Origin of the sequence: Pseudoalteromonas aurantia (assembly GCF_005886875.1) — a bacterium.
Taxonomy (GTDB): domain Bacteria; phylum Pseudomonadota; class Gammaproteobacteria; order Enterobacterales; family Alteromonadaceae; genus Pseudoalteromonas; species Pseudoalteromonas aurantia_A.
Window position 1 is genome coordinate 1 of record NZ_PNBY01000077.1, and the last position, 23,941, is coordinate 23,941.

Here is a 23,941-nt window from a genome sequence, read left to right on the forward strand (position 1 = left end):
CTTCGATGTTGAATTCGGGCGTAACTTAATATAAGGATGAAGATGGTTAGTAAATTAAGTGTTAGTGAGATAAAAATAAAAAAAATTAAAGAAATTATTCGAGAACTAACGAATAAAGTTGCCACTAACTGCGAACAAGAACAAAGTAATGGATTATTAAGCGGGTTAGCGGGTCAATTGCTTTTTCTATATAACGCACACCGCTTCGATTCGAGCTTTGTTAATGAAGATATGTTTGTAGAACACTTAGATCATCTTCAACAAGGATTACCCGATCAGTCATTTGAATTGAGTAACGGGTTAGCTGGGCAAGCTTGGGTACTTGAGTATTTTAATCAAGCGAATGCAGAGGATTACGAGTACGACTTGTTAGATGACATCGATAGTTTGTTTGTACAAGCGCTGGGGAGTTTACCTTGGGATGGTGAAATCGAAATGGTACTGGGTTTGGCTGGATATTCGCCATACGCATCTCGTCGCGCGAAGTTCAGTGATCAAGAGAAGTTATATGAAGTCATTGTGGGCGGTTTTGAGCGAAACGCCACCGAATTAGACAATGGACAAATAACCTGGTCCCAACCTCTAGACTCTGTCTATCGCCTTGATAAAGGTGATGATAGGGATAACCCGCAGGAATCTACGGGTGCAGAATATAATTTAGGCCTTGCCCATGGTGTGCCGGGTATCCTTGCTGCGTTACTTCATGCGGTAAATGTTCCCGCATTACGCGAGCGTGCCACTAAGCTGTTGGTTGGTGGTTGTGATTGGTTGTTAGGGCAGCAAAATAAAAGTATTGAGCCACATTCAGCTTGCTTTGGTTGCTCTGTAGATGGTGTGAAGGAGTCTCGTTTAGGGTGGTGCTATGGTGATTTGACTATTGCCTTAACGTTAGCACGCGTTGGCAAAGCAATAGATAGGCCGAGTTATGTTGATAAAGCTTTGAAAATTGCACTTCATACAACGACACGAGACGATAAGTCAGGCCATATTATAGATGCAGGGTTATGCCATGGTTCTGTCGGACTGGTTACTATTTATCAAATATTGAACAATATAATGCCGCATCCCGCTTTGGAAAAGGCCACACATACTTGGCTAGATTACAGCCTTGCCAAGTATGATGAGAAGGGTATGGCGTCTTTTTATTCTTACAACGGTTTATCAAAATCTCATAATGAAGACTTCAGCTTTTTGATGGGGTATGCAGGGATTGGTTTAGCCTATATCGGGTTTTTGGACGACGATGTAAGTTGGACTGATTGCCTATTATTGTCTTAAGGGATGAATATGCAGAATAAAAATAATAATACAAAAAACACTCCGTTAGTAACAAAATCAGTAGAAAACAGCGCTTTCTTTGTAGCACGGATACCAAGATTACCCGTTGAGAGTTTAACTGCATTCTCTAATGCAGAGGCAGATATTAATGCTCTATTACAGGAGTGGTTAGACACACCAGGCGTAGAAGAAGCGGTTTATCTAGCGAGTCCCTCATTGCTTGAGCGAGTTGAGCAATGGCGTTCAAAACCCGAGTCAAAACAAGGTAAAAAGGTTGCGAGAGCATTACTCAAGTACATGATAAGAATGTGCTCAAGGCCAACGCCATTTGGTTTGTTTTCTGGCATTCATCAAGGTGAAATAGGGGATAGTACACAGCTAATTGCGAGCCATCACTCAGAAGATACTCGTAAAACTCGGCTTGATATGTTTTATTTGTCTGCGCTAAAAGAGCATTTTATCAAGCACGCCTCTCGTTCCGACACAATGACATATAAGCCTAACTCTTCTCACTACTTTATTGCTGAACAATGTCGTTACATAGAGACATATTTATCTGATGACAGTATGCAGTATCGTTTGAGTGCCGTGGAAAGTGACGAATATTTCCGTTTTGCACTTGAAAAAGCAGGGTCAGGGATGAGCTTTAATGGCTTAGTTTCTGCTTTTTGCAGTCAATATGCTGAAGCTGAACAAGAAGAAGTTGAAGCGTATATTCAAGACTTGATTGATGAAGGGATGCTGATTGCAAACATTCCTTTGCCACTCACAGGAGACTCTCCAGACTTAGCACTGTTAAAGTCTTTACAAGGTATTGCTGAGCATGAAGCCGCAGATCATTTAGCAACTGCACTTGCACAAATCGATAAGCTGGATGAACAAAAAACCGGAGACATCACTCCTTACAAACAATTGTTGTCGCATTTAGAAAATTTACCTGTTAAAGCACAAGAGAATAAGTTATTTCAATCGGATATCTATCGCAGCTTTGATTGTTGTCAACTCAGTGCAATGGAAGTTAAAAGGTTCCAAAAGCAAATTGAATTGTTGTCGGGCCTGAGTTTCTCTTCTGAAGCGAGCGCGTTAAGTAACTTTGTTACTAAATTTAATGCACGTTTTGAAGGCCAGTTTGTGCCGTTGGACGTTATTTTAGATGATGAATCAGGCATTGGTATTTCAAATGAAACAGGCTACGAAGCGCCCTTGGTTGCCGGTCTTAATTTGGTGCGAGGTGGCGCAAATAATGGCACAGCACCAGAAGTCAGTATGCTTGATTCTATTATTGAAGACGCGATTAGTTTACCTGAAAATCGCAATTTAATGAGCATCACATTAAAGAGTAAAGAACTTAAAGCTAAGATAACGAATAAAGAGGCTCTAAATAAGTATCCTAGCTCTTTTGCCGCTATGATGAGCCTGTATCAAGATGATAGACAGAACCCAATCATGCAATTAACAGGGTGTTATGGTCCTTCATCGGCTAATTTACTGGGTCGCTTTTGTCATTTAGATGAATCGCTCAAGCTTGACGTGATTAAAGAGCTAGAGCTAGAGCAGGCTCATTCACCTGAGGTTATTTTTGCTGAAGTTGTGCATATGCCAGAAGGGCGACCCGGTAACGTGATTGCACGACCACATTTACGTCAGTATGAAATTGTTTTTATGGCAGATAGCAGTTTAGACACTGACTATCAGATCCCATTGAGTGATTTACATGTTTGGGTGGAAGGGCAAAAGGTGAAACTGTGGAGCAAACGATTAAATAAGCGAGTGGTTCCACGTTTATCGTGTGCACATAATTATTCAAACCGCAGTTTAAGTGCTTATAAGTTTTTATGCATGATGCAGCATCAAGATGGGCAAGTTCCTAACTTTAGTATGCCTAGCAGTACAGCGCGCGCTGCTTTTGTACCGCGTATTATGTTAGATAATCTCATTTTGAGTGAAAAGGTGTGGCGCATAGATAGAAAGCAGTTAGAGGACGTGTGCAAAAAAGGTCAATTTGATCGGGCTAAGCTCGATGCGCTTCTGGCAAAATATCAGCTTGACCCACAAGTCAGCTATGCGATGGCTGACAACGTCTTAAATCTAGACTTACGCTGTGCAGAGATGTTTGAAATCTTGCTTGGGGAAACCAAGGGCCAACCACGTGTTGAGCTAAAAGAAGTGTTACATGAGCAGTTTAAGTCTCGCTTTGTTGATGCTCAAGGGCAACATTACAATAATGAGATCATTGTCCCATTTTTTAATCATTCAGCGACGCCATTGAGCCACTATGCTGATAGCCCTCTAGCGAATATTACAGCGACGCCAATCAAGCGCCGTTTCAGCGCCGGTTCAAATTGGCTTAGCTTGAAAATTTATTCAGGTAACTCTTTAGTTGAGCAATTATTAAGTGAGCAGCTGCTGCCATTCATAGAGGAAAATGCGGAGTTATATGATAAATGGTTCTTCATTCGTTATGGCGATCCTGACTGGCATTTACGTTTACGTTTTCATGGTGAGCCAAGTCAACTGTGTGGTGAACTTTTACCAAAACTAAACGCCCTATTAGATCCGATGATTGAGTCTGGGGAATTGCATAAAGTAGAGTTAATGACTTACGAGCGTGAAGTTGAACGCTACGGTGGTCCAGAATCAATGGCATTGGTTGAGTCTCTGTTTATGCTAGATAGCGTATTAATTGCGAAAACATGTGCGCTTATCGATGAGTACGGAGAAGGCGTTCGTTGGCGCATAGCACTGAGTTGTACAGATCGACTATTAACGCTATTTGAATACTCAGCTGATGAACGGTTTAACTTAATCAGTGGCTTACGCGATGGCTTTGGTCGAGAGTTCAGTGAAAGTAGTATGTTAAGAAAGCAGCTTGGTAATAGATATCGAGAATATGAAACCCAGCTCCACGATGACTTTGCTAAGTTACATAGTGCGTCTGAGGGCGAGTGTGATGAATTGCAGCGGACATTACTGGTACTGCTTGAGCAATGGCAAACTCAAGCGGCGCCTATAATAGCAAAGCTTAATGAGCTGATCGCAAATGATGCACTTAATTGCACCCGAGATTCATTATTAAGTTCTATTTTACATATGCATAACAATCGTATGTTTAAAGCGTACGGGCGAGAACAAGAGCTCGTTATTCATGATTTATTGCGTCGAAAGTACTTTTCTGCGGATAAAAAAGTGCAGGAACACTAGCCCATATTAGGTTAATTTAGTGCAAAACACACAGCGCTCAGTAGATAACTCTTCTGGGCGCTTTATATTTTTGGTGAGCCGTTGGAGCTAACTCAATTTGGCGGAGCTACAGTCGTACTTCACTAAAGCGGACGACGCCTGTTCAGCATTTGCCATCATGAACCCCTCGCCAATGCTTGGGTTACGGTTAATTTGTCTTTCAAACTGTTTTAGGCGGGTAATAGAGTCAGAGGTTTTTGGTACCATAGTTACTCATTTGGGTTGATAAATCGGGCAAGTTACAATGAGGGACCTCTTCGATATGAGAGGTTTGATTTACGGTATAACATTCTTTAAGTACTGAGCAATAGCAAGCTTTGGCGTTAACTTTGTTAATATTGTTGTCGATTTGCATCCATAAACTACTATTAAAATTCGTTTTTTGCATGGTAAAGACATTATAAATTTCGCCATCGGCTAAGAGTACATTGTTCGTTGTACTCGACACTAACCAACCAAACGCATTTCGATAATTTATATCTGTGTTTTTGTGCTCTATATCCGCGAGCGCTTGTTGGTAGGCGTTTAGATTGCAACAGTCGTTCAGCAACTCCAATATATTGTAGTGCGATGTGCCTTCGTATTCATATTCAATATAGTGGATCATAGCAGGGCCGGTCCCCGAATTCTGAATATTCATATTGATGGTTTGTTGTTCTTCATCTACATCAAAATTTGAGTAACCCATTTTTAACCAAGGCCATGTTTCTGCTTTGAGCTGTCGATTTGCTGCGGCGACTTGTTGCTGAGACGCTTTGGCCTGTAAGTAGGTGGCATAAAATGAGGCAGCCGAAATTGCAATGGCACACAAAGCTAACATGGTATTGAGCTTTGAACGCGTCAAAAAGGGTTTATGCTTTACTTTAACGGCTTTATTCGTATGAGGTGTTGATGTGGCTGGTGGCTGGGTGTTTATTGTCATTTTATATGCCTATTGCCTTTATAGTGGTGCTAAGAATACAGTGAGTGTCTTACCGATTTGTAAGGTTTCTCTAGACAAGTTATTCCATTGCTTTAATTTACTGACGGTGACATTAAAGGTGCGAGCAATACGCCACAAACTGTCTCCTGATTTAACCGAATAGTCAATTTTCTTGTCAGCTAGAATAGGTAACAATAGCGTTTTACCTGCGATAATTCGAGCGTTTTTTAATTGATTAAACGCTTTGAGTTGGGCCACACTTAATGAATATTGCTGAGCAATAACACTTAGACTATCGCCAGGTTTAATGGCGTATTGCTGCCATTGTTTTGATGGCATACTTGGCTGTTGTGCCACGTAACTTTGCCACTGTGACGCTTGTTTTTTATCAATGACGATGTGGCGAGGGCCATCTAATAAAGCAGGAAAGCGGGTATAGCCAGGATTGAGGTGTTCAAGTGACTGCCATGCTTGTACATCATTTAGAATTACGCCATTTTTTAAGGGTAAAACAGTGATCACCGCCTGATTTTTAATGGGGGGAAATTTCATTTTTTTTTGTCGTAACAGCGTCGCGGCAGCAAGTAGTTTAGGTACGTAATGGCGGGTCTGTTTGGGGAGTTTTAGATGAAAAAAATCACTAGATTTACCGTGTTTTATATTGTTGCTAATGGCTCTGGCAATACGCCCTTCTCCGATGTTATACGCCGCAATTGCATGGTACCAATTGTCATCAAAACGTTTATGTAAATAGCTCAGAAAGTCTAAAGCCGCGTTGGTTGCATCTATCACGTCTTGTCGGCCATCATACCAAGGCCCAATTTTAATACCATAGTGCTTAGCGATTAACGGCGTAAGTTGCCACAAACCCGACGCATGTTTATGCGAGTAAGCACTGGTATCAAAGTCACTTTCTATCAGCGGCATCAAGGCGAGTTCAATGGGTAACCCTCGTCGCTCAACTTCATTGACGATGTAGTGCAAAAAAGGGCCGGCACGTTTACTTATTTCATCCATGTAATTTGGGTGTTGTAAATACCACGCAACCCGCTTTTGGACACTGGGGTGTTGTGACGGAGCAAAGCGCAGCTGCAATGCGATGCGTTGCCACACATCATCCACCTTGGTTGGTTCAAGAATCTTGGCTTTACTCGGTATGGCTTCGTTCGACGTTTTATTCACTTTCGCATGCGCTGTGTGATTGAGCTGAGGTTCTGCGGTGTGCGATGTATCAGGCACTGTTTTGGCACACCCAGTTAAGATTAATGCGACGAATAGAATGAATAAATGGTGCACCGACATAAGTGGCGTGGGCCTTTATAATTATTATGTGAAAGACGATTGTATCTAAATTTATGTGTTTAGAAATAGGAAACAACGAAGAATAGCGACTTTTTATTTATCAGCTACCATAAAAATACGGAGAGTCAGCATGCCTTCGTCACGGTGCAGTCATAGTATTGTGGTCAACTGTACATCTAAATCATTTTAATTTTCACGAAGGCTTTTTATGTGCAAACGTTCATTACTCACAATTTCTTTAATAGCTGGCTTATCGGGCTGTGTGCTTGATGGTGATGATGGTATAGCAGGCGCGCAAGGTGCAACGGGCGAGCAAGGAAGTGCAGGATTAGCGGGCCAGAATGCGCAATCGGCGCTGACAGTAAGCTTGATAGGGCGGGGCGTACTTAATGCACAAAGCCCGGAAGGTGCGGCAGAAATAGTGGCATATCATGCGCAGAAGCAATGGATATATGCCATTAATAGCTCGGGTGATCAGGCGGTGATTGATATTCTGCCTGCAACAGACTTTGCAAGTGAAGGTTTAACGCCTAATGCGCAAGGTGTGGTGACGACCACAAACTTGGCAAGTGTTATGACGTTGAGGCTAAACGAAAATACGGCTGGGGATGCGAATAGTATCGCGATCGATGAGCATGCTCAGTTACTCGCTGTGGCTATGGCGGCGAAGGTGACAGGCGATAAAGGTCATATTGCATTTTATGATATTTCAGAGGAAGCCCCTCGTTTTATTAAAAATGTGGCGGTGGGGGCACTCCCGGATATGGTGACATTCAGCCATGATGGGAAAAAGGTTGTCGTGGCCAATGAAGGAGAACCAGCCGGAGATTACAGTGTTGATCCTGAGGGAAGCATAAGCATTATTGACGTCACTGAGGGCGTTATCGCTGATGCGGCAGTGTCGCTCAATTTTACAGCGTACAATGATAAACAAGCTAAATTAGAGGCAAAAGGGATGGTATTTGCCAACCCGACCGGACGGACTATTAATGGTAAACTTATACAGACATCCGTGGCCATGGATGTAGAGCCTGAATATGTCAGCATTTCTAAAGATAATCGCTATGCATATGTATCACTTCAAGAAAATAACGCCATCGCGGTGGTGGATCTGACTGATAACAGTCTAACGTTAATGGGACTCGGTTTTAAAGACTGGTCAGAGTTGATGCTCGATGCTTCGGACAAAGATGGCGGGGTAAACTTTAATAAATACCCTGGTTTAATGGGGATGTACCAACCAGATACTTTATCATCGTTCACTTGGAAAGGTGCAAACTTCATTGTGACTGCGAATGAAGGCGATGGTCGAGAATACTTTTTTAACACCAACGATGAAGCGGCCTGCTTAAATCAGGGGGGCTTAGAGTTTGATGAAGATGATGGCTGTTTGGCTTACACGGATGAAATTAGGGCAAAAGACTTAACACTGGGCAACAATTTTTCTTATTTAAATAACGATAATAATGACATTGGCCGTCTAAAAGTGAGCACGGTGAAAGGGGATGCTGATAATGATGGTGTGTATGAACAACTTTATACTTACGGCGCACGTTCATTTACGATATGGGATGAGAATGGGCTGGTGGTCTTTGATTCGGGCGACCAAATAGCCCGCATTACTGCCTCGGTGCATGGCGCAGCGTTTAATAATGATGAAGATGAGAATGAAGGTGATACTCGCTCAGATGCCAAAGGCGCTGAACCAGAGGCGTTAGCATTAGGGAAGGTAGGTGATCGGCAGTTGGCGTTTGTTGGCTTAGAGCGTATGGGCGGTATAATGATGTATGACATTACTAACCCGTATAATGTGCAGTTTGTTGATTATTTTTATAATAGAGGCACACTTGAGGGCGAAGATATCACTGGCGACTTAGCGCCTGAGGGGATGGTCTTTGTTCCGGCAGAGCAGAGCGCCACAGCTAATCCATTATTGATTGTTGGCAACGAAATATCGGGGTCAATTGCGGTATGGGAAATTGCACAAGTGCAATAAGTAGTCTCGTAATATAACGCAAAAAAAGAGGGCTGTTATTCAGCCCTCTTTTTATTGTTTAAATTAACTGACCGAGCGGCTCATTGTGAGCGATTCTTCTGTGGTGCTAGGTCTTGTTGCATGTTGATATTTTCCAAGAGAAAAACAAAATAATGCAGTTAACAAAAGTGCGGCATTGACGAGAAATACGTCGAGCTGCAGGTAAGCATGCGGTGTATAACCAGATACAACCTGAATGAGATCATACAGTGGGCATATAGCAAATAGAATTGCGGCACACACGAGCTGTTGTACCATTGCTCGGCGAATGGCTTGACGCTTGATGCTATTAAATAGGGCGTGTATGAGGCTGATCCCGATCGCGCAAAAAAACAAGGTTGGGAGCAGCTCGGTGCGCGGCCAGCTCAATGGCGCAAACCGAGTTCCAACAAAGCTACACGCCACGGCAATTAAAGTGCCTGTTGAGAGCGCTAAGGTCATGGCTTTCACAAAGGCCAATCCTCTTTTACTTTGCTGACGATTATTTTCCCGCTTTTCAAGCCAGATCAAGTTACCAGATAAGATGAGGTAACAACAACCTAACCCTAAGATGAAATAAACAAACTTTAACGTGATCCCGCCAAACTCACCAAAGTGCAAGCTGCTGAGCGTTGTGTATGTCGCTGCTGCAGGCGCTTCAATCGCGTTATAGTCTGCTAATTTAGTCGCATCTTTTAATGCGTAAGTGACATGGGTTGTCGGTATTAAATCATGGTGTTTCTGTAATCTAATTTCAGCAACGCCATTTTCATCCCCCGCACCATACAAATTTACTGCGACTATTTTATGTTCTGGGTAGTCAGCGCGGACTTTTTTTACGATGACATCGATAGAATTATTGCTAATTGAATTACCTGACTCTTCAACATGCGGTAAGTCGAAGAATCCAGCTGTTTTAATCAATGCGGGAATGTCGCCTTTAAACACCGCAAAGCCAAATCCAGCTTGTAATAAAATACTTAAATTAAACATGACACCGGTGAGTGCAAAAATGAACGTGAATGGTAAAGATGAAATACCAATCAAAGTATGCCCATCGAGGTAAGTGTCCTTGTTTCGTTTTAGGCGATACTGGTAGAAATGGCTAACTAACTTCTTTAACACCATGCAAATACCAGATAACACCATGACAAAAAATAGCAGAGTGATCACGCCGACTATTTCAGTGCCGTAAGGCAATAGTAAAGAAATGTGTAGCATGTAGAGCATATCACTCAGATAAAACTGCTCAGTATTTATGGGCAGCTGCTCACCAGTATTGGCATCGAAATTTAGCTGATAATCTTGATGGTGGCCATCATCTGTTTCTGTTTCAAAGGCCGTGTAGTAGTAGGGCTTTTCTTCCGTAGGCAAAGAGATAAGCAGATTGTGATGAGCGGGGATAGTGTAATTATGCGCGCTAATATTATCTAGGATGGTGGCGATAGGTGCGACTTCTCCAGCCAATGGGGCGGGGGCATGATATTGGCTATCCCATTGCACAATATTATATCTGAAAAATGATAATGAACCGCAGACGAACACTATCATTAATACGCCGGAGATAATAAGTCCTAACCAAGCATGTGCATGCGTTAGGTTTTTTAATGTACTTTTATTCATCCTGTTGGCCCCGCTGCAGTGAAAAAGATACCAATGAAAATAATGATGCTGGGTACTGATACTTTAGCAGCCCTCAACCAAGCTTGCTTGCTGCTATCTGCTGCATAGCACCAAGTCATAACACCCGCCCATGTACTGAGCGCAAATATGAGTCCTAATGCCAGTACTACCCCGATATAATTTGGCAAGAGTAAGCTGATGCTGCTCGGGACTAATACCATCACGATTAAGCCACTCAGTAAGCCTGCAAATGTTTTATGCCACATGATTAGCTCCAAGTAATTGAAAAAGTAAACTCAGTAGAGTGACAAATATAAGGCTTGGCCATGCCCAATTTGGTCGATGAGATAATAAAAAAACAGGCGCAGGGACAAAAAACATAAATAAAATTACAGGAGTAAGTAAAGCTGTAGCCAGACCAGCCTGATTACTCAAGAGCATTAAAACGGTGAGCACTACGACGGCTCCAGTGCATGTTAGGCTAAGTGTTCGTGTCGTCGACTTTGTTTGTGTAAAAGATTGTCTAGGGCTTGCCCGGTACAGCAAGACCCCGCACAACCAATAGGCTGGCAAGAAAAAAAAGTAGCTCATGGTTATTCCCTCAAATTTTATTATATTTATGGCTTTGTTATAACGGCAAAAAGAGGGTAATAAAAAGACCCTTTTTAATATCAGTAATTGACTATTTGATTGCTGAACTACTTAGTTCATGATATTGCCTATAACTAATAACTATTTTTATTTGTATTTATGGGATTATGCTAACACGGATAGTATTACAAATCATTACTGTTTAGTCTGATTTTTATACTTTTTTGTGATTAGGCAATGCAAGCTTGTGACTGGGTCGTTTTTATCTAAACTATTGAATTTAATGATGTTGATTTATTGTGAATAATATTCCCTTTGGCCTTTTTATTAACCAAAAGGAATACGATATGTTTTAGTCTGAGAGCAATTAAATAGAGTGTGTCATCGATAAAGTGATTTTTGGCTTGGCGACATCATATAAAGTACGGCTATCGCTCAGCGTCCCCGCGCGATTTATATTAAACCAATGCTGTTGAAATACTGTTTTTTCGTCATTAAGCGCCGTTACTGTGAGCTTGAAATGGGTATCTTTAGTTAGGGATAATTCCGTAAAAAAGTTTAATGTAGGCCCTGTGTGCTCAGTGTAAATTTCATCATAATAAAACTCAGTGTAAAGGTTGCGCGTTTGATAGTTCACCCCCCAAGATAGACGATGGGTTTCATGTATAAAGTCGACTTCAAGTTGGTGCGGTGTGAGACCTGTGATCGTTCGCTCTCCCGTGATTAAGTCGTTAAATGTAGCATGTCGATAAGTATGCGAGAGTTCAATACGACCGCCTGTTAATACCTTATCTACTGGGAGCGTTATTTGCGTGTTCATGCCAAAATATTCAGCATCACCTGCATTACCAATACCAGTCCCGCCGTTTGGGAGGGGTATATATTCATGCACATTTTGCTGCCATTGATAAAATGCGCTGATATTTAGCGTATTATTTTGACTCGTTGCATAGTTAAGTTGCAGTGAAAGCTCGTCAAATTTCATAGGTTTGAGCTGCAAATTACCCGTTAATAGTCGATTATAGTTCGACTCTTCACTTGATATAAAAGGGTCAAAATCGAGCTGTTTTACTTGCTGCTGCGCAGTGGCTGAGAGCGATAACCTGGTGTGTGTGTCAAAGCTAAGCCGCGCGAAAGGTTTAATGTGCAGTTCTGTTACCTCAAAAGGTTGCTCGCCCTGTGTACTCAGTTTTGAGTATTCAGTATTTACACGAGTAACTAGCTGCCAATGTGGGGTAATTGCAGTACTCATTTGTATGTAAGGCTCATAACGAGTTTCTAAAACTGTACTAAGGATATTGATGGGATCGGAGGCTGTGGATGGGCGCGTATTGGCAATAAGCGCATTGCGACTTATGGCAATACCATATTCGGGCGCTAGTCTATGGTTTGGTTGGCTTATTGCGACTTTGGTGGCGTACTCGGTTAATGTTTTTGATTGCTCAAAGCGGCTATTATGTGCTGAAGCTGGGTTTGTTTCCTGCTTGAAAAATGAGGAAATAGAGCGTGTTTCATCTTTGGTTTTTTTGGCAAACCCAGAACCATGTAATTGCCATGATGCAAAGCCCCGATATTGCCAATTGGCGCCAAACTCCAGTTGTGACTGCTCGTTTTCGGTTAAAAAGCGTGTTTCATCCAGCGCTGAGAAGTCGTGTATTGTTTCTTCTTGTAAATTATTTCTTTGAACGTTGAGGGTGAGCTGTACACGGTTTTTTTGCTGTTCTAAATGGCTTGATAGAGTCACATTAACGTTGTCCTCTTGCGCAGTGTATATTTCGTCCGCTGTTAAAATTACCGTGCCGTTGGTATTTTTATCTACAATGTCAGCCGTGGATAAATAGCGCGGGTTTTGTGTATTGATGTTGAGTTGATGATCCCACCCAGACCAAGGAGCTGCGATACGCAGAGACACTTCATCCATCATGGCTTTGTCTGATTGCACCGCCCCCTTGGTAAAAAGGGTCACTTTTTTGGTGTTTTTTTGTGTGACAATATTAATGAGCTGGCTGAATTGGCTTGCGGCAGAAAATGGATGGTTTGCTTGGTATAAATCAATGTGCTGAATATTATCCGTAGAGATCTGTTGAAGCTGTGTTTGCAAAGACGCATTCTTTGATAAGGGGGCAACGCCGTTTATTAGGATGTTTGCGGTTGCGTGTGATAGTCCTCGCTTAGCTTGCTTTTCAACAAGGGTAAAGCCCGGAATATTGTCGATAACATCGAATGCGGTTTGCGCCTGTCTTTGTGCCCAAAACTCAGCGGTGAACGTTTGCGGCTTGGGCATGTTTTGAGGTGCAGCAATACTTGTGTGCGTGATAAACAGACTGATACAGATGACCAAAAAGTGCCACAAACGTATTGATTGTGTGTAATAGGCAGACAACATGAAACTCCTGAAATTATAACTACTTCGCCGTGATTTGTATTTATTAGATATAAACAAACCTTTTATTTCAGTGTACTAGGGATGAGTGAGAGGTATTTTGGGAGGGGGAACAGAAATAGCCTGTTCGTCCCATGCTCGCAGGGAGGAGTGTCTATGGTGCAATTTGAACAAATATTACGCTGCGTTACATAATTGCTTTACGTGACGTCGATAGGTTTTGCTTAAGTTAATTGGTTGGCCATTTTTCATCATGATAGTCACACTCCCTGTTGGTGACGTTTGAAGACGTTCCACATGGTTCAGGTTAATTAAATGACAGCGGTGTGTGCGGATAAATTGTTTGCTTGGCAGGCGCCGCTCAACGCCTTTGAGTGTGGCGCGCTTTAAATAAGTTTTATCAGAGGTGAAGACTTCAACATAGTTACTCGCTGAGTTGATATGGATGATATCATTTAGGGGAAGCAACACTTTGTCTTTACCACTATCGACTAAGAGGGTCTCGGCGACTGGGGGAGTATGTTGATTCATAAAGTGGTGCCATACAGCCATAATAACCCCGATCACCATAAGGTGAGATGGGGCAAAGTATACCAATGTTGATGGAATTACATCGTGATAGAAAAAAAGGTCAAAAATAGCCTGATAACTCATAGAGCAACAAAAAATAACAACAAAGATCAGTATATAAGAGCTAGTTTTTTGCTTATGTAACTGATTGAGTAACCGAAATGAAATGGGTGTCAGCAAGTACCAAATAGCCCATTCTTGTAAAGCCCAAAATGGATGGTTATTAAACCGGTGTTCAGGGGTAACCAATAAATCGTGCACGCTATTTATCGCCGTTAAAAGCAAAATAACACCGCTCCAAACAAGGCTAGAGTATAACCATTCTTTTTTGATCTGTGCTGAGAGTGTGCCCATTATCATTTATTGTATTTATTAGGTACTTAAAATGATTTTATAGCACCTAAGTCAATCGATTCAATAGGTGTGCAGATAAATTGGCTTAATATGCGCGCCACATTTCATGACAAAAAAAGGCGACGAGGCTTGTCTATACAAGTTATTTATTGCCCCTTCTCTAGTGACTAACACCAATTTAATGGTATTGTGTGTTTACACCATTTACACCATTTACACCATTTACACCATTTACACCATTTACACCATTTACACCATTTACACTACAAACGTCAGACCAATCATCTAAACACCAAACCGATTTAGCCAAATACGCAGCGAAAACAGCCTCCGTGTTTTAGGTTAATATAGCGGAGATCACCGCCATGATTCATCATGATTTGACGAGACAAACTTAACCCAATGCCTGAACCTTTGGGTTTTGTTGTAAAAAATGGAACAAATATCATATCTATAACATGCTCGGCAATCCCTGGTCCTGTATCGGCTATATCAACGTACACCTGTTGTGCTCTGTTTTGTCCTAAAGTCACGGTTATAATAGCGGGTATCGTGTTATTTTTGTTATACAGCTCGGCGGTGTTGATGGCTTCAATGGCATTCTTAAATAAGTTTATTAGCACTTGTTCGATTTGTGCGTGATCAAACATAACCAAGTGGGCTACATTGACGTTTAACGAATACGCAATGTTATTTTCCTGCAATTGTGAGTGATGTAGAGCGATGATCTGTTCGAGTAGTGGCTCTAAGGAGTTAGGAGTTAGAGTCGGTTTTGGTAAGCTACTGACATTGCGAAAACGTTGGATGAATTCCCCTAAATGCGTGGTTCGAGATGCTAACGTGTTAAGTGCTAAGCTGAGATCTTCTTTATCTTCCTCATCTTCAAAGGTTAATGAGTCTGGCATTAAGCTATGACAGGTTTGTGCGATAGACGCTAAAGGGGTAATGGAGTTCGCGACTTCATGAGTTAGCACTTGGGTAAGTCGTTTGTATGCTTGCTGCTCTTTCATAAGTAACGCTTCGCGAATTGAGTGCAGGGTAATGACTTTGCGTATTTTTCCTTGGATTTGTGCCACACTTACTTGTATAGACAAGGTATCTTGTTGTTCTCCTTGTTGCCATTGAGCCGTGCTGCGTAGACTTTTCTCTGTGTTGAGTAGTAAGCTGCCTAGCTTATTTAATTGTGACAAATGGTCAACCTGTAGCCCTAATAACTTGGCCGCTGCAGGGTTAGATTCAATCACGGTACCACTGGCATCACAGACTAATACAGCAAGGTCTATATGTACTAGTAGGGCTTGTAAAAACTGCGTCTGTTGCTCGGCATTGAATCGTGCAGATTGTATTTGTTTTTTAACACTTTCATAGTGTTGTCGCATAGGGTCGTGTGGCGACAGCCCTAACGTGCTGTCACCATTAGCCAGCGCTTTGATCACATACCCCAGCTGCTTATTATGTTTGCGAAAGAGCGCAAAAAGCGCCGTAATGAATGATGTTGCAATAAAAGCTAGAAGCACCCAAGTTGCAGATAACCCACCTTGTATATACAAATAAGTTAGGCTGCTTATACAGACCATTAAGCCCGTTAAATACAGTATTAATTTAACAAAGGGATTGAGAATCGCATGGGCCACAGTCTTTATTCCTATTATGTTTGATATACAGTGAAATTTATAAATTGTATTTCTCTAATCGTCGATACATGGCACCTCGCGTGAGACCTAGTGCTTTTGCTGCATGACTGACATTTCCTTGATAATGTTTTAATGCAGCGCGCACAGTACGCTGCTCGATAGTTTCTAAGTCGAACGTGTCGGTGTCTTGTGTTGTGGGCTCATCGGCCGCATTGAATTTTTCGGGCATATTCGCAGAGGGTTGCCCCACAACAGTAGTGATATTGAGCGTATCACCCTCACTTAAAATAACAGCACGTTCAATGGCATGAGATAACTCTCGTACATTGCCAGGCCATGTATAATCGCATAGCAACTGCATGTCGCAAGGCGCAATGGTTAAATGGCGTTTGTATTTTTTCGCAAAATGAGTGAGGTAGTAGTCGACGAGTAAAGGAATGTCACTGGTGCGTTCACGTAAAGCAGGAAGGCGCACTTCAATGGTATTGATCCGATATAGTAAATCTTGACGAAATCGACCTTGGGCCACTGAATCTGACAAATTATCGTTGGTAGCACAAATTAAGCGAATGTCGACATCAACAGGTTTGCTGCCGCCAACAGGCGTGATCTGTCTATTTTGTAATGCTGCTAATAAGGTCGCTTGGTGCGCCAATGGCAAATTACCTAACTCATCTAAAAACAAGCTGCCAGTATGGGCCAATTCAAAACGGCCAACTTTATCGGCTTTAGCATCAGTAAAAGCGCCTTTCTTATGACCAAATAATTCACTTTCAAACACACTATCAGAAAGTGAACCCATATCTAAACTAATTAAGGGGTTATCTCGGCGTAGGCTGGCTTGATGTATGGCGTGTGCTGCAAGTTCTTTACCGGTCCCACTTTCGCCAGTAATTAATATGTTGGCGTCGGTTTGTGCTGCTTTTTCTATAGTATTAAATACTTGCTGCATCGCTGCGCTTTGGCCTAAAAAGTCAAAAGCAGGACCACTTTGGCTTTCACTGAGTGCTTGATTTAGCCCTTGTGTCTGGCGAGTGAGCTTATTGACTTGTTGTTTGTCTTTGGCGTGGGCGAATGCTGCGGCGACAGCGGCTAACAATTGATCATTTTGCCAAGGTTTAGCGATAAAGTCGGCGGCGCCAGATTTGATGGCATCGACGGCAAGTTGAATATCGCTATAGGCAGTCATGAGTAGTACAACAATACTAGGGTCTTGTGCGATGATCTTTTTGAGCCAATAAAACCCTTCTTTGCCACTGATTGAATCTTGGGTAAAGTTCATATCAAGTAAAATGACTTCAATGGGGTGAGATTTTATGATCGCTTCGATATCAAACGGAGTGTCCGTTGTTTTGACACTTTGATAGTGCTGTTTCAGTAATAGCCGTGCTGCAATTAAAATATCAGGGTTGTCATCAACCACTAAAATAGAACCCGCTTGTTTCATATGTTGTACTTGTTCCTAAATTTTTTTCTTTTAGCTTATCGCACTTTACCTAACTCAGTCTATGTGGGAAATGTCCATTATTGGGCACATTGCAATGTGATAAGTGTTCTATTAGTGGACACATTATTATTTTACATTGAAAGTTTTTATTTTAAGTAATTGAATTTATTTGATTTTTAAAGTTGGCACACCACTTGATACTACTAAGATATACATCAGCCAATGGCTGCGGACAACGTATCAGTAGGAATAGACGCATGGATAAAAAAATAGCACGTTCAGGATTTCAAACACACCTTAAAAAAGGAGTGGTAGTTGCCATCACATTGGGGCTAGCTGCAGCAGCGTATGGATTCAGTCAAGCGGGTACTCAAGGTCGCAGCCAGACGTTAGCGAAAGACAGTTTAACCATTAGCACGGTTCGTCAAGGCGCATTTGTTGATGCGTTGAGTTTACGTGGGCAAGTTGTACCCAAAAAGACAATTTATCTTGATACAATCGCAGGTGGTCAGGTTGAGCAGCGACTGGTAGAGCAAGGTGAGTACGTTGAGAAAGGTCAGCCACTGGTGCGCTTAAGTAACACCAATTTGCAACTAGATGTTATGAGTCGAGAAGCACAAGTAACTGAGCAGCTTAACTTTTTACGAAATACACAAATGAACATGGAGACGAGTCGCTTAAACCTACGTCGAGATTTATTAGAAATAGATCTTCAGATCAGTCATTTAGAGCGTCGCTATACGCAGTCAACAGCATTAACAGAAAAAGGTGTTTTAGCAAAAGAAAACTTGGCGCAGATCAAAGATGACTTAGTGTATTACAAAGCGAGAAAAGAATTAACGTTAGAACGTCAAGCGCAGGAAAGCAGTATTCGTAAGGTACAAGTAGAGCAATTAGAAGATAGCGCCAAAATGCTGCAAAAGAACTTACAATTTGCGCGTAAAAATTTAGATAACTTATTAATTACGGCCCCGGTATCTGGGTATTTAAGTGAACTTGATGTGGAAATGGGGGAGTCAAAATCACGCGGTGCACGTTTAGGCCAAATTGATATTCCGAATGAATATAAATTAGTCGTACGCCTTGATGAGTTTTACTTGGATCAAGTGCACCTTGACATGCAAGTTGTAATTGAGCTTGGTAATACAGAAGTACAAGCCAGTGTGAGCAAAATAGATAGCAGAGTGAGCCAATCTCAATTTCATATCGAGGTGGACTTACCAACGGGTCAGCAAGGGATTAAGCGTGGACAAAGTATTGATATTGAATTGATGTTAGGTGGCAATAAAGACAACGCTATGCTGTTGAATCGAGGTGCATTTTTCACACATAGTGGTGGTAAGTGGGTGTATGTAGTGTCAAAAGATGGTACAGATGCACAGCGTAGAGAGATTGTTATAGGTAAAAAGAATCAAGATTATTTTGAGGTATTAAGTGGGTTACAAGCCGGTGATCGCGTTATTACTTCTAGTTATGGTAACTTTGATAAAGCAGAACAACTAAAACTAAATTAAACAATAACTTAATTTTTACATGTCGTTAGATCATAACGCTGATACTAACGACAGTGGATGCAGTAAATAAAGGGTAAAGCTATGATCACATTAACTAACTTAAATCGCGTTTTTAGAACACAAGATGTAGAAACAACCGCATTAAATAATATTAATCTACAGGTTGATGACGGGGAGTTTTTGGCCATTATGGGGCCATCTGGTTGTGGTAAATCAACTTTGCTTTCAATTTTAGGTATGCTTGATTCACCTTCATCAGGCAGTTTTGAGTTTGACGGTACGGATATTTCTGGATACAGCGAAAAGCAACTTGCTCAATTACGCAAAGCATCTATTGGGTTTGTTTTTCAGAGCTTTAACTTAATTGATGAGCTTACTGTATACCAAAATGTTGAGCTCCCTTTGCAGTATTTAAATATTTCTAAATCAGAAAGAAAACAACGAGTAGACGCGATTTTAAAACGCGTCGCCATTGACCATAGAGCTGAGCATTTACCACAGCAGTTATCTGGTGGACAACAACAGCGCGTAGCCGTGGCAAGGGCATTGGTTATTAACCCTAAATTGATTTTAGCAGATGAGCCAACCGGTAATCTAGACTCTAAAAATGGGGATGAGGTTATGGCCATGTTACGTGAGTTAAACGATGAAGGGACCACAGTGATCATGGTAACACACTCAGAAAAAGAAGGGACTTATGCTGACCGGCTTGTGCGCTTATTAGACGGTCAAGTCATGGTTGATAAGGCACAAGGTGCAGCGTCAATGAGCGAGGCGGTTTAGTATGATACATAATTATTTAATCACTGCGTTACGCGCCTTTAAAATGCAAAAGCAGCATTTTCTATTGAATTTGTTTGGCCTGAGTATGGGGTTAGCTGCTGCAATTTTGGTGGCATTATTTGTCAAGAATGAACTGTCATATGATAGCCAACACCCTGATGCAGATAGGGTGTACCGCATCGCTCAAGATTACTCTAAAATGGGTTTGGCTGTTATTCCAATTTTTAATTATGCCAGAGGGTTACAGACACTTGAGTATAATCAAGTCGAAGACATGTTTGCGATCACCATGGTGGATCAAGACCCAAATAGTACCGTAATGACTGACGTAAAGTTAAATGGGCAAGGATATAAGTTAGATGGTTTGTTTGGCGCAACAGCCAATATTGCTAACTTTATCTCAATAGAGACCCTACATGGCAATATGGAACGTGCTTTAAATACACCAACAGGGTTGGCGCTTAGTTATTCAGAAGCGATGCGTATTTTTGGTAAAACAGACGTGATTGGGCAAACTTTAGAGCATGCTAAGGGCCAATTTACGGTATATGCCGTATTTGCCGATTTGCCAGATAATACACACTTCGCATTTAAAAGTTTAGCATACATAAAGCAAGATCCGAATAATATCCATATGCACAATAATTATGTTTATATCAAGTTAGCGAACAACACTAATATTACTGATCTTGCTGAGAACATGACGGATAAGTTTTATAACGGGCCTGCGAGAGGGCAGATAAGCATACAGCTTCATTCATTGTTGAATTTACATTTAGATGCAAAATCGCCATTTGAAATGAAAACCGGAGGTACTCAGCAAGCGGTCAATATTTGTATTGGATTGAGTGTATTATTAATTTTAATTGCAGTATTTAACTTTATTAATATGTCTATTGCACAGTCGACTAAACGCGCCAAAGAAGTGGGTGTGCGTAAAGCGCTTGGGGCCAGTAAACCTCAATTAGTCACACAGTTTTTGGCTGAATCAGTGATGGTGTCACTATTTGCGATGTTGGTGGCGAGCTTTTTGGTTGAGTTACTATTACCTAGTTTTAATACTTTGGTTGATAGAGCGTTAGTGATCGATTATGCCTCAATATATAGTGCTATTTTAGTTTCTGGTGCTGTGATTGTTGGTATTCTTGCTGGGTTATATCCTGCGTTATTTATTTCTTCTTTTAGTGCTAAACGCGTTCTTAGCGGAGACTTACAGCGTGGTAGTACAGCAATATTTGTTCGTAAAAGCTTACTTACCTTGCAAGCGTCATTATCTGTAGCATTAATTATTGCTGCAGTGACATTACAGCAGCAATTAAATTACCTACAAAGTTTGCCTTTGGGCTACGACAAAACGCATCGCTTAGTGATTTCACAGTTACCTCAGAACATCATATTGACGAAACAGTCGAGTGCGTTGTTAGATAAGATCAATACCATCGACGGCGTGGTACAAACCACTGTAATTGATACTGAGCTGACTTCGGCGATTAATGCCTCTGTGATACCAACATGGCCAAATGGTGAGTCTTCAGAGGGAGTTATACCATTTGTTGGAACTGGGTTTGGCGTTGTTGAAGGTCTGGGTTTGGAGTTATTAGCCGGGCGAGACTTTAGTGCTACTTTTGCATCTGACTGGGCTTCAAGAAAAGACAATACCACTTATGTAGGGGCGATCATCACCGCATCGGTTGCGCGTCAAGCGGGTTACACCGATTATGAACAAATTATTGGTAAAACAATTACTGATAAAGGCAGAGGCATGCGTATGCGCGTGGTAGGCGTGGTGGATGATGTTAAAGTAGGTAATATGAAAGAGGCGTATTCGAGCATCTTTTTCTTAGCGGGCATGACATATGCGCCAACAGCAAATGTGATTGTAACGATAGACTCGTCCAATGTGTCTTATATCAAAGAGCAAGTGCTACAATTATTAGCAAAAGAGCACAAGATATATGAACCAAAAATCGCATTACTGAGTGACAATTATCAAACCCTGTTACGCAGTGATCAGCGTATTACTGAGATGGTGTTCATCTTTTCTAGCTTAGCAGTCATCTTGACTATGTTAGGTACTTTCGGGCTTGCCTCATTTGCAGCATTGCGTAGACAAAAAGAAGTGGCCGTTCGTAAAGTGTTGGGCGCATCGCGAATTAGCTTGGTAAACCTCTTAGCAAAAGAATTTTTAATATTAGTGGGCGTGAGTATTGCGATTGCTTACCCAGTGACTTACTGGGTGATTGCAGAATGGTTAGCTAATTTTAACGACCGTGTTGAGCAGCTTTGGTGGGTGTATGTGAGTGCGGCATTATTGGTCGCTGGGATCACCTGGTTAACGGTAGCAAGTTTGGCGTTTAAAGCGGCAAGTGCTCGACCTTCTTTAATATTAAGATACGAATAAAGCGCGCAGTAATAAACGCTTGAGCGCAATTAATGGTCAGTGTGCAATGCATACTGGCCGTTTTTATGTTTGTACTAGTCAAAAGAATAGCACGAACATTTTAATATAATAGATGCCATTAAGCGCACTTCACTGCTTAAGGCAAGCCTGATTACGAAGCTATTTTTTCATTTGATCATAAATGATATCTGTGCCGTAACCTTGTTAGGTATTACTTATGCTAGAACAATAATATTTACCGCTTCAAACTGTCCACTTCCGGACGCTTACTGTCCGATTATGCACGGCCACTGGGCAATTATCAGCTTGTTTTTATTTAAGTTATTGAATATTTAGTATTTTATTTTTGGCACAAGAATTGATTGCGTAATAAGTACATAGAATTTAATACAGGAAGCCACAGAGTCACGTTATAGCTGCTGTAGGCCTGAAAGTTAACATATTGAATTAATTCTAATAAACAACTTCCTACTCGGGGCGCTTCGGCGCCTTTTTTCATAGATAGAAAAAATTACCATCAGGGTGAACAAAAGGATGGCTTCAGACGTTTAATTATGTGTGTATAAAAATTAACCAAGGGGTGATTTATGCAAAGCGCACAATTAAAAAACCATTTCAAGCAACATGAATTAAATGCGGTGATATTGAGTTATGCAGACTCCAATCATTATTTAGCTGGTGGAGTAGATGATAACGGAGACTACCATCTACTGGTCGATAAAAAAGGGAACACAATGACATTTAAATCGCTCAGAGAGGCTGAAATGCAGTTGATCGAGTTGGGCGCAACGAAAGCTATTTTGGATATGGAAACCGCCTATGATGAAATGGTCGGAGCGGCAACGACTGGGCATGGTAAAATTGAGTTGACCTTGTCTCATTAGATTTGGTATTGCAACAGTCTGTGACTTTAATACTGAGCAGTTAAGGTGCCAGCGACAGGTTCTTATCTAATGTAAAACGTACGAAGTATTGTAATTCATTAAGTTTCGTTTAAAATACATTTAAATTTCGAAACGAAACTTAATGATACTCAAATGACCAAAAGAAACACTCAGCAGCGTCGGCATACCATATTAAATTTAGTAAATACCCAAGGTGAGATCAGTGTTGATACACTTGCTGTTGAATTTGAAACATCAGAAGTTACGATTCGAAAGGATTTAACCGCCCTCGAAAAGAGTGGGTTGCTGTTACGTCGTTATGGCGGCGCGATTGCATTACCGCAAGAAATCGTTGCAAAAAGCAACGATAAACAAGATTCCCTTCGCAAAATGGCAATTGCTAAAGCTGCCGCTAATTTAATCAAAGATCATAATCGCATTATTATTGACAGTGGCCGTACAACCGCAGCCATGATCCCTGAACTGGCTAGCAAGCGAGGCCTCGTGGTTATGACCAATGCAATTAATGTCGCTAAGCGTTTGCTTTCTTTAGAAAATGAGCCAACCTTATTGATGACTGGTGGTACATGGGATCCGCACTCAGAATCGTTTCAAGGGCAAGTAGCAGAGCAAGTATTACGTTCATACGATTTTGACCAACTCTTTATTGGTGCTGATGGCATTGATATTGAAAGAGGTACCACCACATTCAACGAGCTAGTGGGCTTGAGCCAAGTGATGGCAGAAGCAGCACGCGAAGTCGTGGTGATGGTTGAGTCTGACAAGATAGGCCGCAAAATACCGAATTTAGAACTACCTTGGGATCAAGTCACCACTTTAATCACCGACAACAACTTGGCAGCGCAAGCACGCCAAGTGATTGAAGCCTGTGGCGTGCAACTGATCTGTGTCGAGGTGTAAATCAACGAGCAAACATACATTAAACCGTGTTAGCTCATGAATATAAACATCACACTAGCGTGCAAAATTAAATGGAGAGA

18 protein-coding genes are annotated in these 23,941 nt (G+C 41.5%); 8 read left to right on the forward strand and 10 right to left on the reverse strand.

Annotated features, from left to right (window positions below):
- The first annotated feature begins 42 nt into the window (after positions 1–42).
- Both CWC18_RS15805 and CWC18_RS15810 read left to right on the forward strand, forming a co-directional pair.
- On the forward strand, positions 43–1,278 hold the full coding sequence (locus CWC18_RS15805) for a lanthionine synthetase C family protein (RefSeq protein WP_138591544.1): 1,236 nt from the start codon (positions 43–45) through the stop codon (positions 1,276–1,278).
- Between the two features lie 9 nt (positions 1,279–1,287).
- Positions 1,288–4,479 (forward strand): lantibiotic dehydratase, encoded by a 3,192-nt coding sequence (locus CWC18_RS15810; RefSeq protein ID WP_138675654.1) that lies wholly within the window; start codon positions 1,288–1,290, stop codon positions 4,477–4,479.
- An 87-nt stretch (positions 4,480–4,566) separates the two neighbouring features.
- Here CWC18_RS15810 and CWC18_RS21070 read toward each other — a convergent pair whose 3' ends face one another.
- The 3 genes from CWC18_RS21070 to CWC18_RS15820 are packed head-to-tail and all read right to left on the reverse strand — an operon-like array spanning position 4,567 to position 6,742.
- Entirely contained in the window at positions 4,567–4,725 is a 159-nt protein-coding gene (locus CWC18_RS21070; protein WP_171041132.1) for a hypothetical protein, read from the reverse strand.
- Positions 4,706–5,440, reverse strand: a complete 735-nt coding sequence (locus CWC18_RS15815) for a hypothetical protein (protein ID WP_138591546.1) — start codon at positions 5,438–5,440, stop codon at positions 4,706–4,708. Before CWC18_RS15815 ends, CWC18_RS21070 begins: the two co-directional genes overlap by 20 nt.
- A gap of 18 nt (positions 5,441–5,458) precedes the next feature.
- Positions 5,459–6,742, reverse strand: coding sequence for a LysM peptidoglycan-binding domain-containing protein (locus CWC18_RS15820; RefSeq protein ID WP_138675655.1), 1,284 nt, complete (start codon positions 6,740–6,742; stop codon positions 5,459–5,461).
- 208 nt (positions 6,743–6,950) lie between these two features.
- Here CWC18_RS15820 and CWC18_RS15825 point away from each other — a divergent pair, with 208 nt between their 5' ends.
- The gene (locus CWC18_RS15825) at positions 6,951–8,738 is read left to right on the forward strand and encodes a choice-of-anchor I family protein (RefSeq protein ID WP_138675656.1); all 1,788 of its coding nucleotides are present in this window, start codon (positions 6,951–6,953) and stop codon (positions 8,736–8,738) included.
- Positions 8,739–8,801: 63 nt separating this feature from the next.
- On the opposite strand, the gene CWC18_RS15830 is transcribed toward CWC18_RS15825, so the two are convergent.
- The 7 genes from CWC18_RS15830 to CWC18_RS15855 all read right to left on the reverse strand — a co-directional run bounded on the left by CWC18_RS15830 (position 8,802) and on the right by CWC18_RS15855 (position 17,358).
- Positions 8,802–10,379 (reverse strand): PepSY-associated TM helix domain-containing protein, encoded by a 1,578-nt coding sequence (locus CWC18_RS15830; protein WP_138675657.1) that lies wholly within the window; start codon positions 10,377–10,379, stop codon positions 8,802–8,804.
- Complete coding sequence (locus CWC18_RS15835) at positions 10,376–10,645, reverse strand: hypothetical protein (RefSeq protein WP_138591549.1); 270 nt, start codon at positions 10,643–10,645, stop codon at positions 10,376–10,378. Before CWC18_RS15835 ends, CWC18_RS15830 begins: the two co-directional genes overlap by 4 nt.
- A gap of 692 nt (positions 10,646–11,337) precedes the next feature.
- Positions 11,338–13,356 carry a TonB-dependent receptor plug domain-containing protein gene (locus CWC18_RS15840; RefSeq protein WP_138675658.1) on the reverse strand — a complete coding sequence of 673 codons (2,019 nt, stop codon included), beginning with the start codon at positions 13,354–13,356 and terminating at the stop codon, positions 11,338–11,340.
- A gap of 174 nt (positions 13,357–13,530) precedes the next feature.
- Positions 13,531–14,277: a LytR/AlgR family response regulator transcription factor gene (locus tag CWC18_RS15845; protein ID WP_171041133.1), complete on the reverse strand. Its 747-nt coding sequence runs from the start codon at positions 14,275–14,277 to the stop codon at positions 13,531–13,533.
- A gap of 178 nt (positions 14,278–14,455) precedes the next feature.
- Positions 14,456–14,587: a hypothetical protein gene (locus tag CWC18_RS21770; RefSeq protein ID WP_283957030.1), complete on the reverse strand. Its 132-nt coding sequence runs from the start codon at positions 14,585–14,587 to the stop codon at positions 14,456–14,458.
- A complete protein-coding gene (locus CWC18_RS15850; RefSeq protein ID WP_249348258.1) occupies positions 14,580–15,911 on the reverse strand; it encodes a sensor histidine kinase in 1,332 nt (443 codons plus the stop codon). Before CWC18_RS15850 ends, CWC18_RS21770 begins: the two co-directional genes overlap by 8 nt.
- A 37-nt stretch (positions 15,912–15,948) precedes the next feature.
- Positions 15,949–17,358 (reverse strand): sigma-54-dependent transcriptional regulator, encoded by a 1,410-nt coding sequence (locus CWC18_RS15855; protein WP_138591552.1) that lies wholly within the window; start codon positions 17,356–17,358, stop codon positions 15,949–15,951.
- Between the two features lie 257 nt (positions 17,359–17,615).
- Here CWC18_RS15855 and CWC18_RS15860 point away from each other — a divergent pair, with 257 nt between their 5' ends.
- The 5 genes from CWC18_RS15860 (at position 17,616) to CWC18_RS15880 (ending at position 23,861) form a co-directional block, all read left to right on the forward strand.
- A complete protein-coding gene (locus tag CWC18_RS15860) occupies positions 17,616–18,872 on the forward strand; it encodes an efflux RND transporter periplasmic adaptor subunit (RefSeq protein WP_138591553.1) in 1,257 nt (418 codons plus the stop codon).
- Positions 18,873–18,953: 81 nt separating this feature from the next.
- Positions 18,954–19,655: an ABC transporter ATP-binding protein gene (locus CWC18_RS15865; RefSeq protein ID WP_138591554.1), complete on the forward strand. Its 702-nt coding sequence runs from the start codon at positions 18,954–18,956 to the stop codon at positions 19,653–19,655.
- 1 nt (position 19,656) lies between these two features.
- Positions 19,657–22,056 (forward strand): ABC transporter permease, encoded by a 2,400-nt coding sequence (locus CWC18_RS15870; protein ID WP_138675659.1) that lies wholly within the window; start codon positions 19,657–19,659, stop codon positions 22,054–22,056.
- Between the two features lie 587 nt (positions 22,057–22,643).
- Entirely contained in the window at positions 22,644–22,940 is a 297-nt protein-coding gene (locus CWC18_RS15875; protein WP_138675660.1) for a DUF6482 family protein, read from the forward strand.
- 153 nt (positions 22,941–23,093) lie between these two features.
- Entirely contained in the window at positions 23,094–23,861 is a 768-nt protein-coding gene (locus tag CWC18_RS15880) for a DeoR/GlpR family DNA-binding transcription regulator (RefSeq protein ID WP_138591557.1), read from the forward strand.
- Positions 23,862–23,941 lie beyond the last annotated feature (80 nt).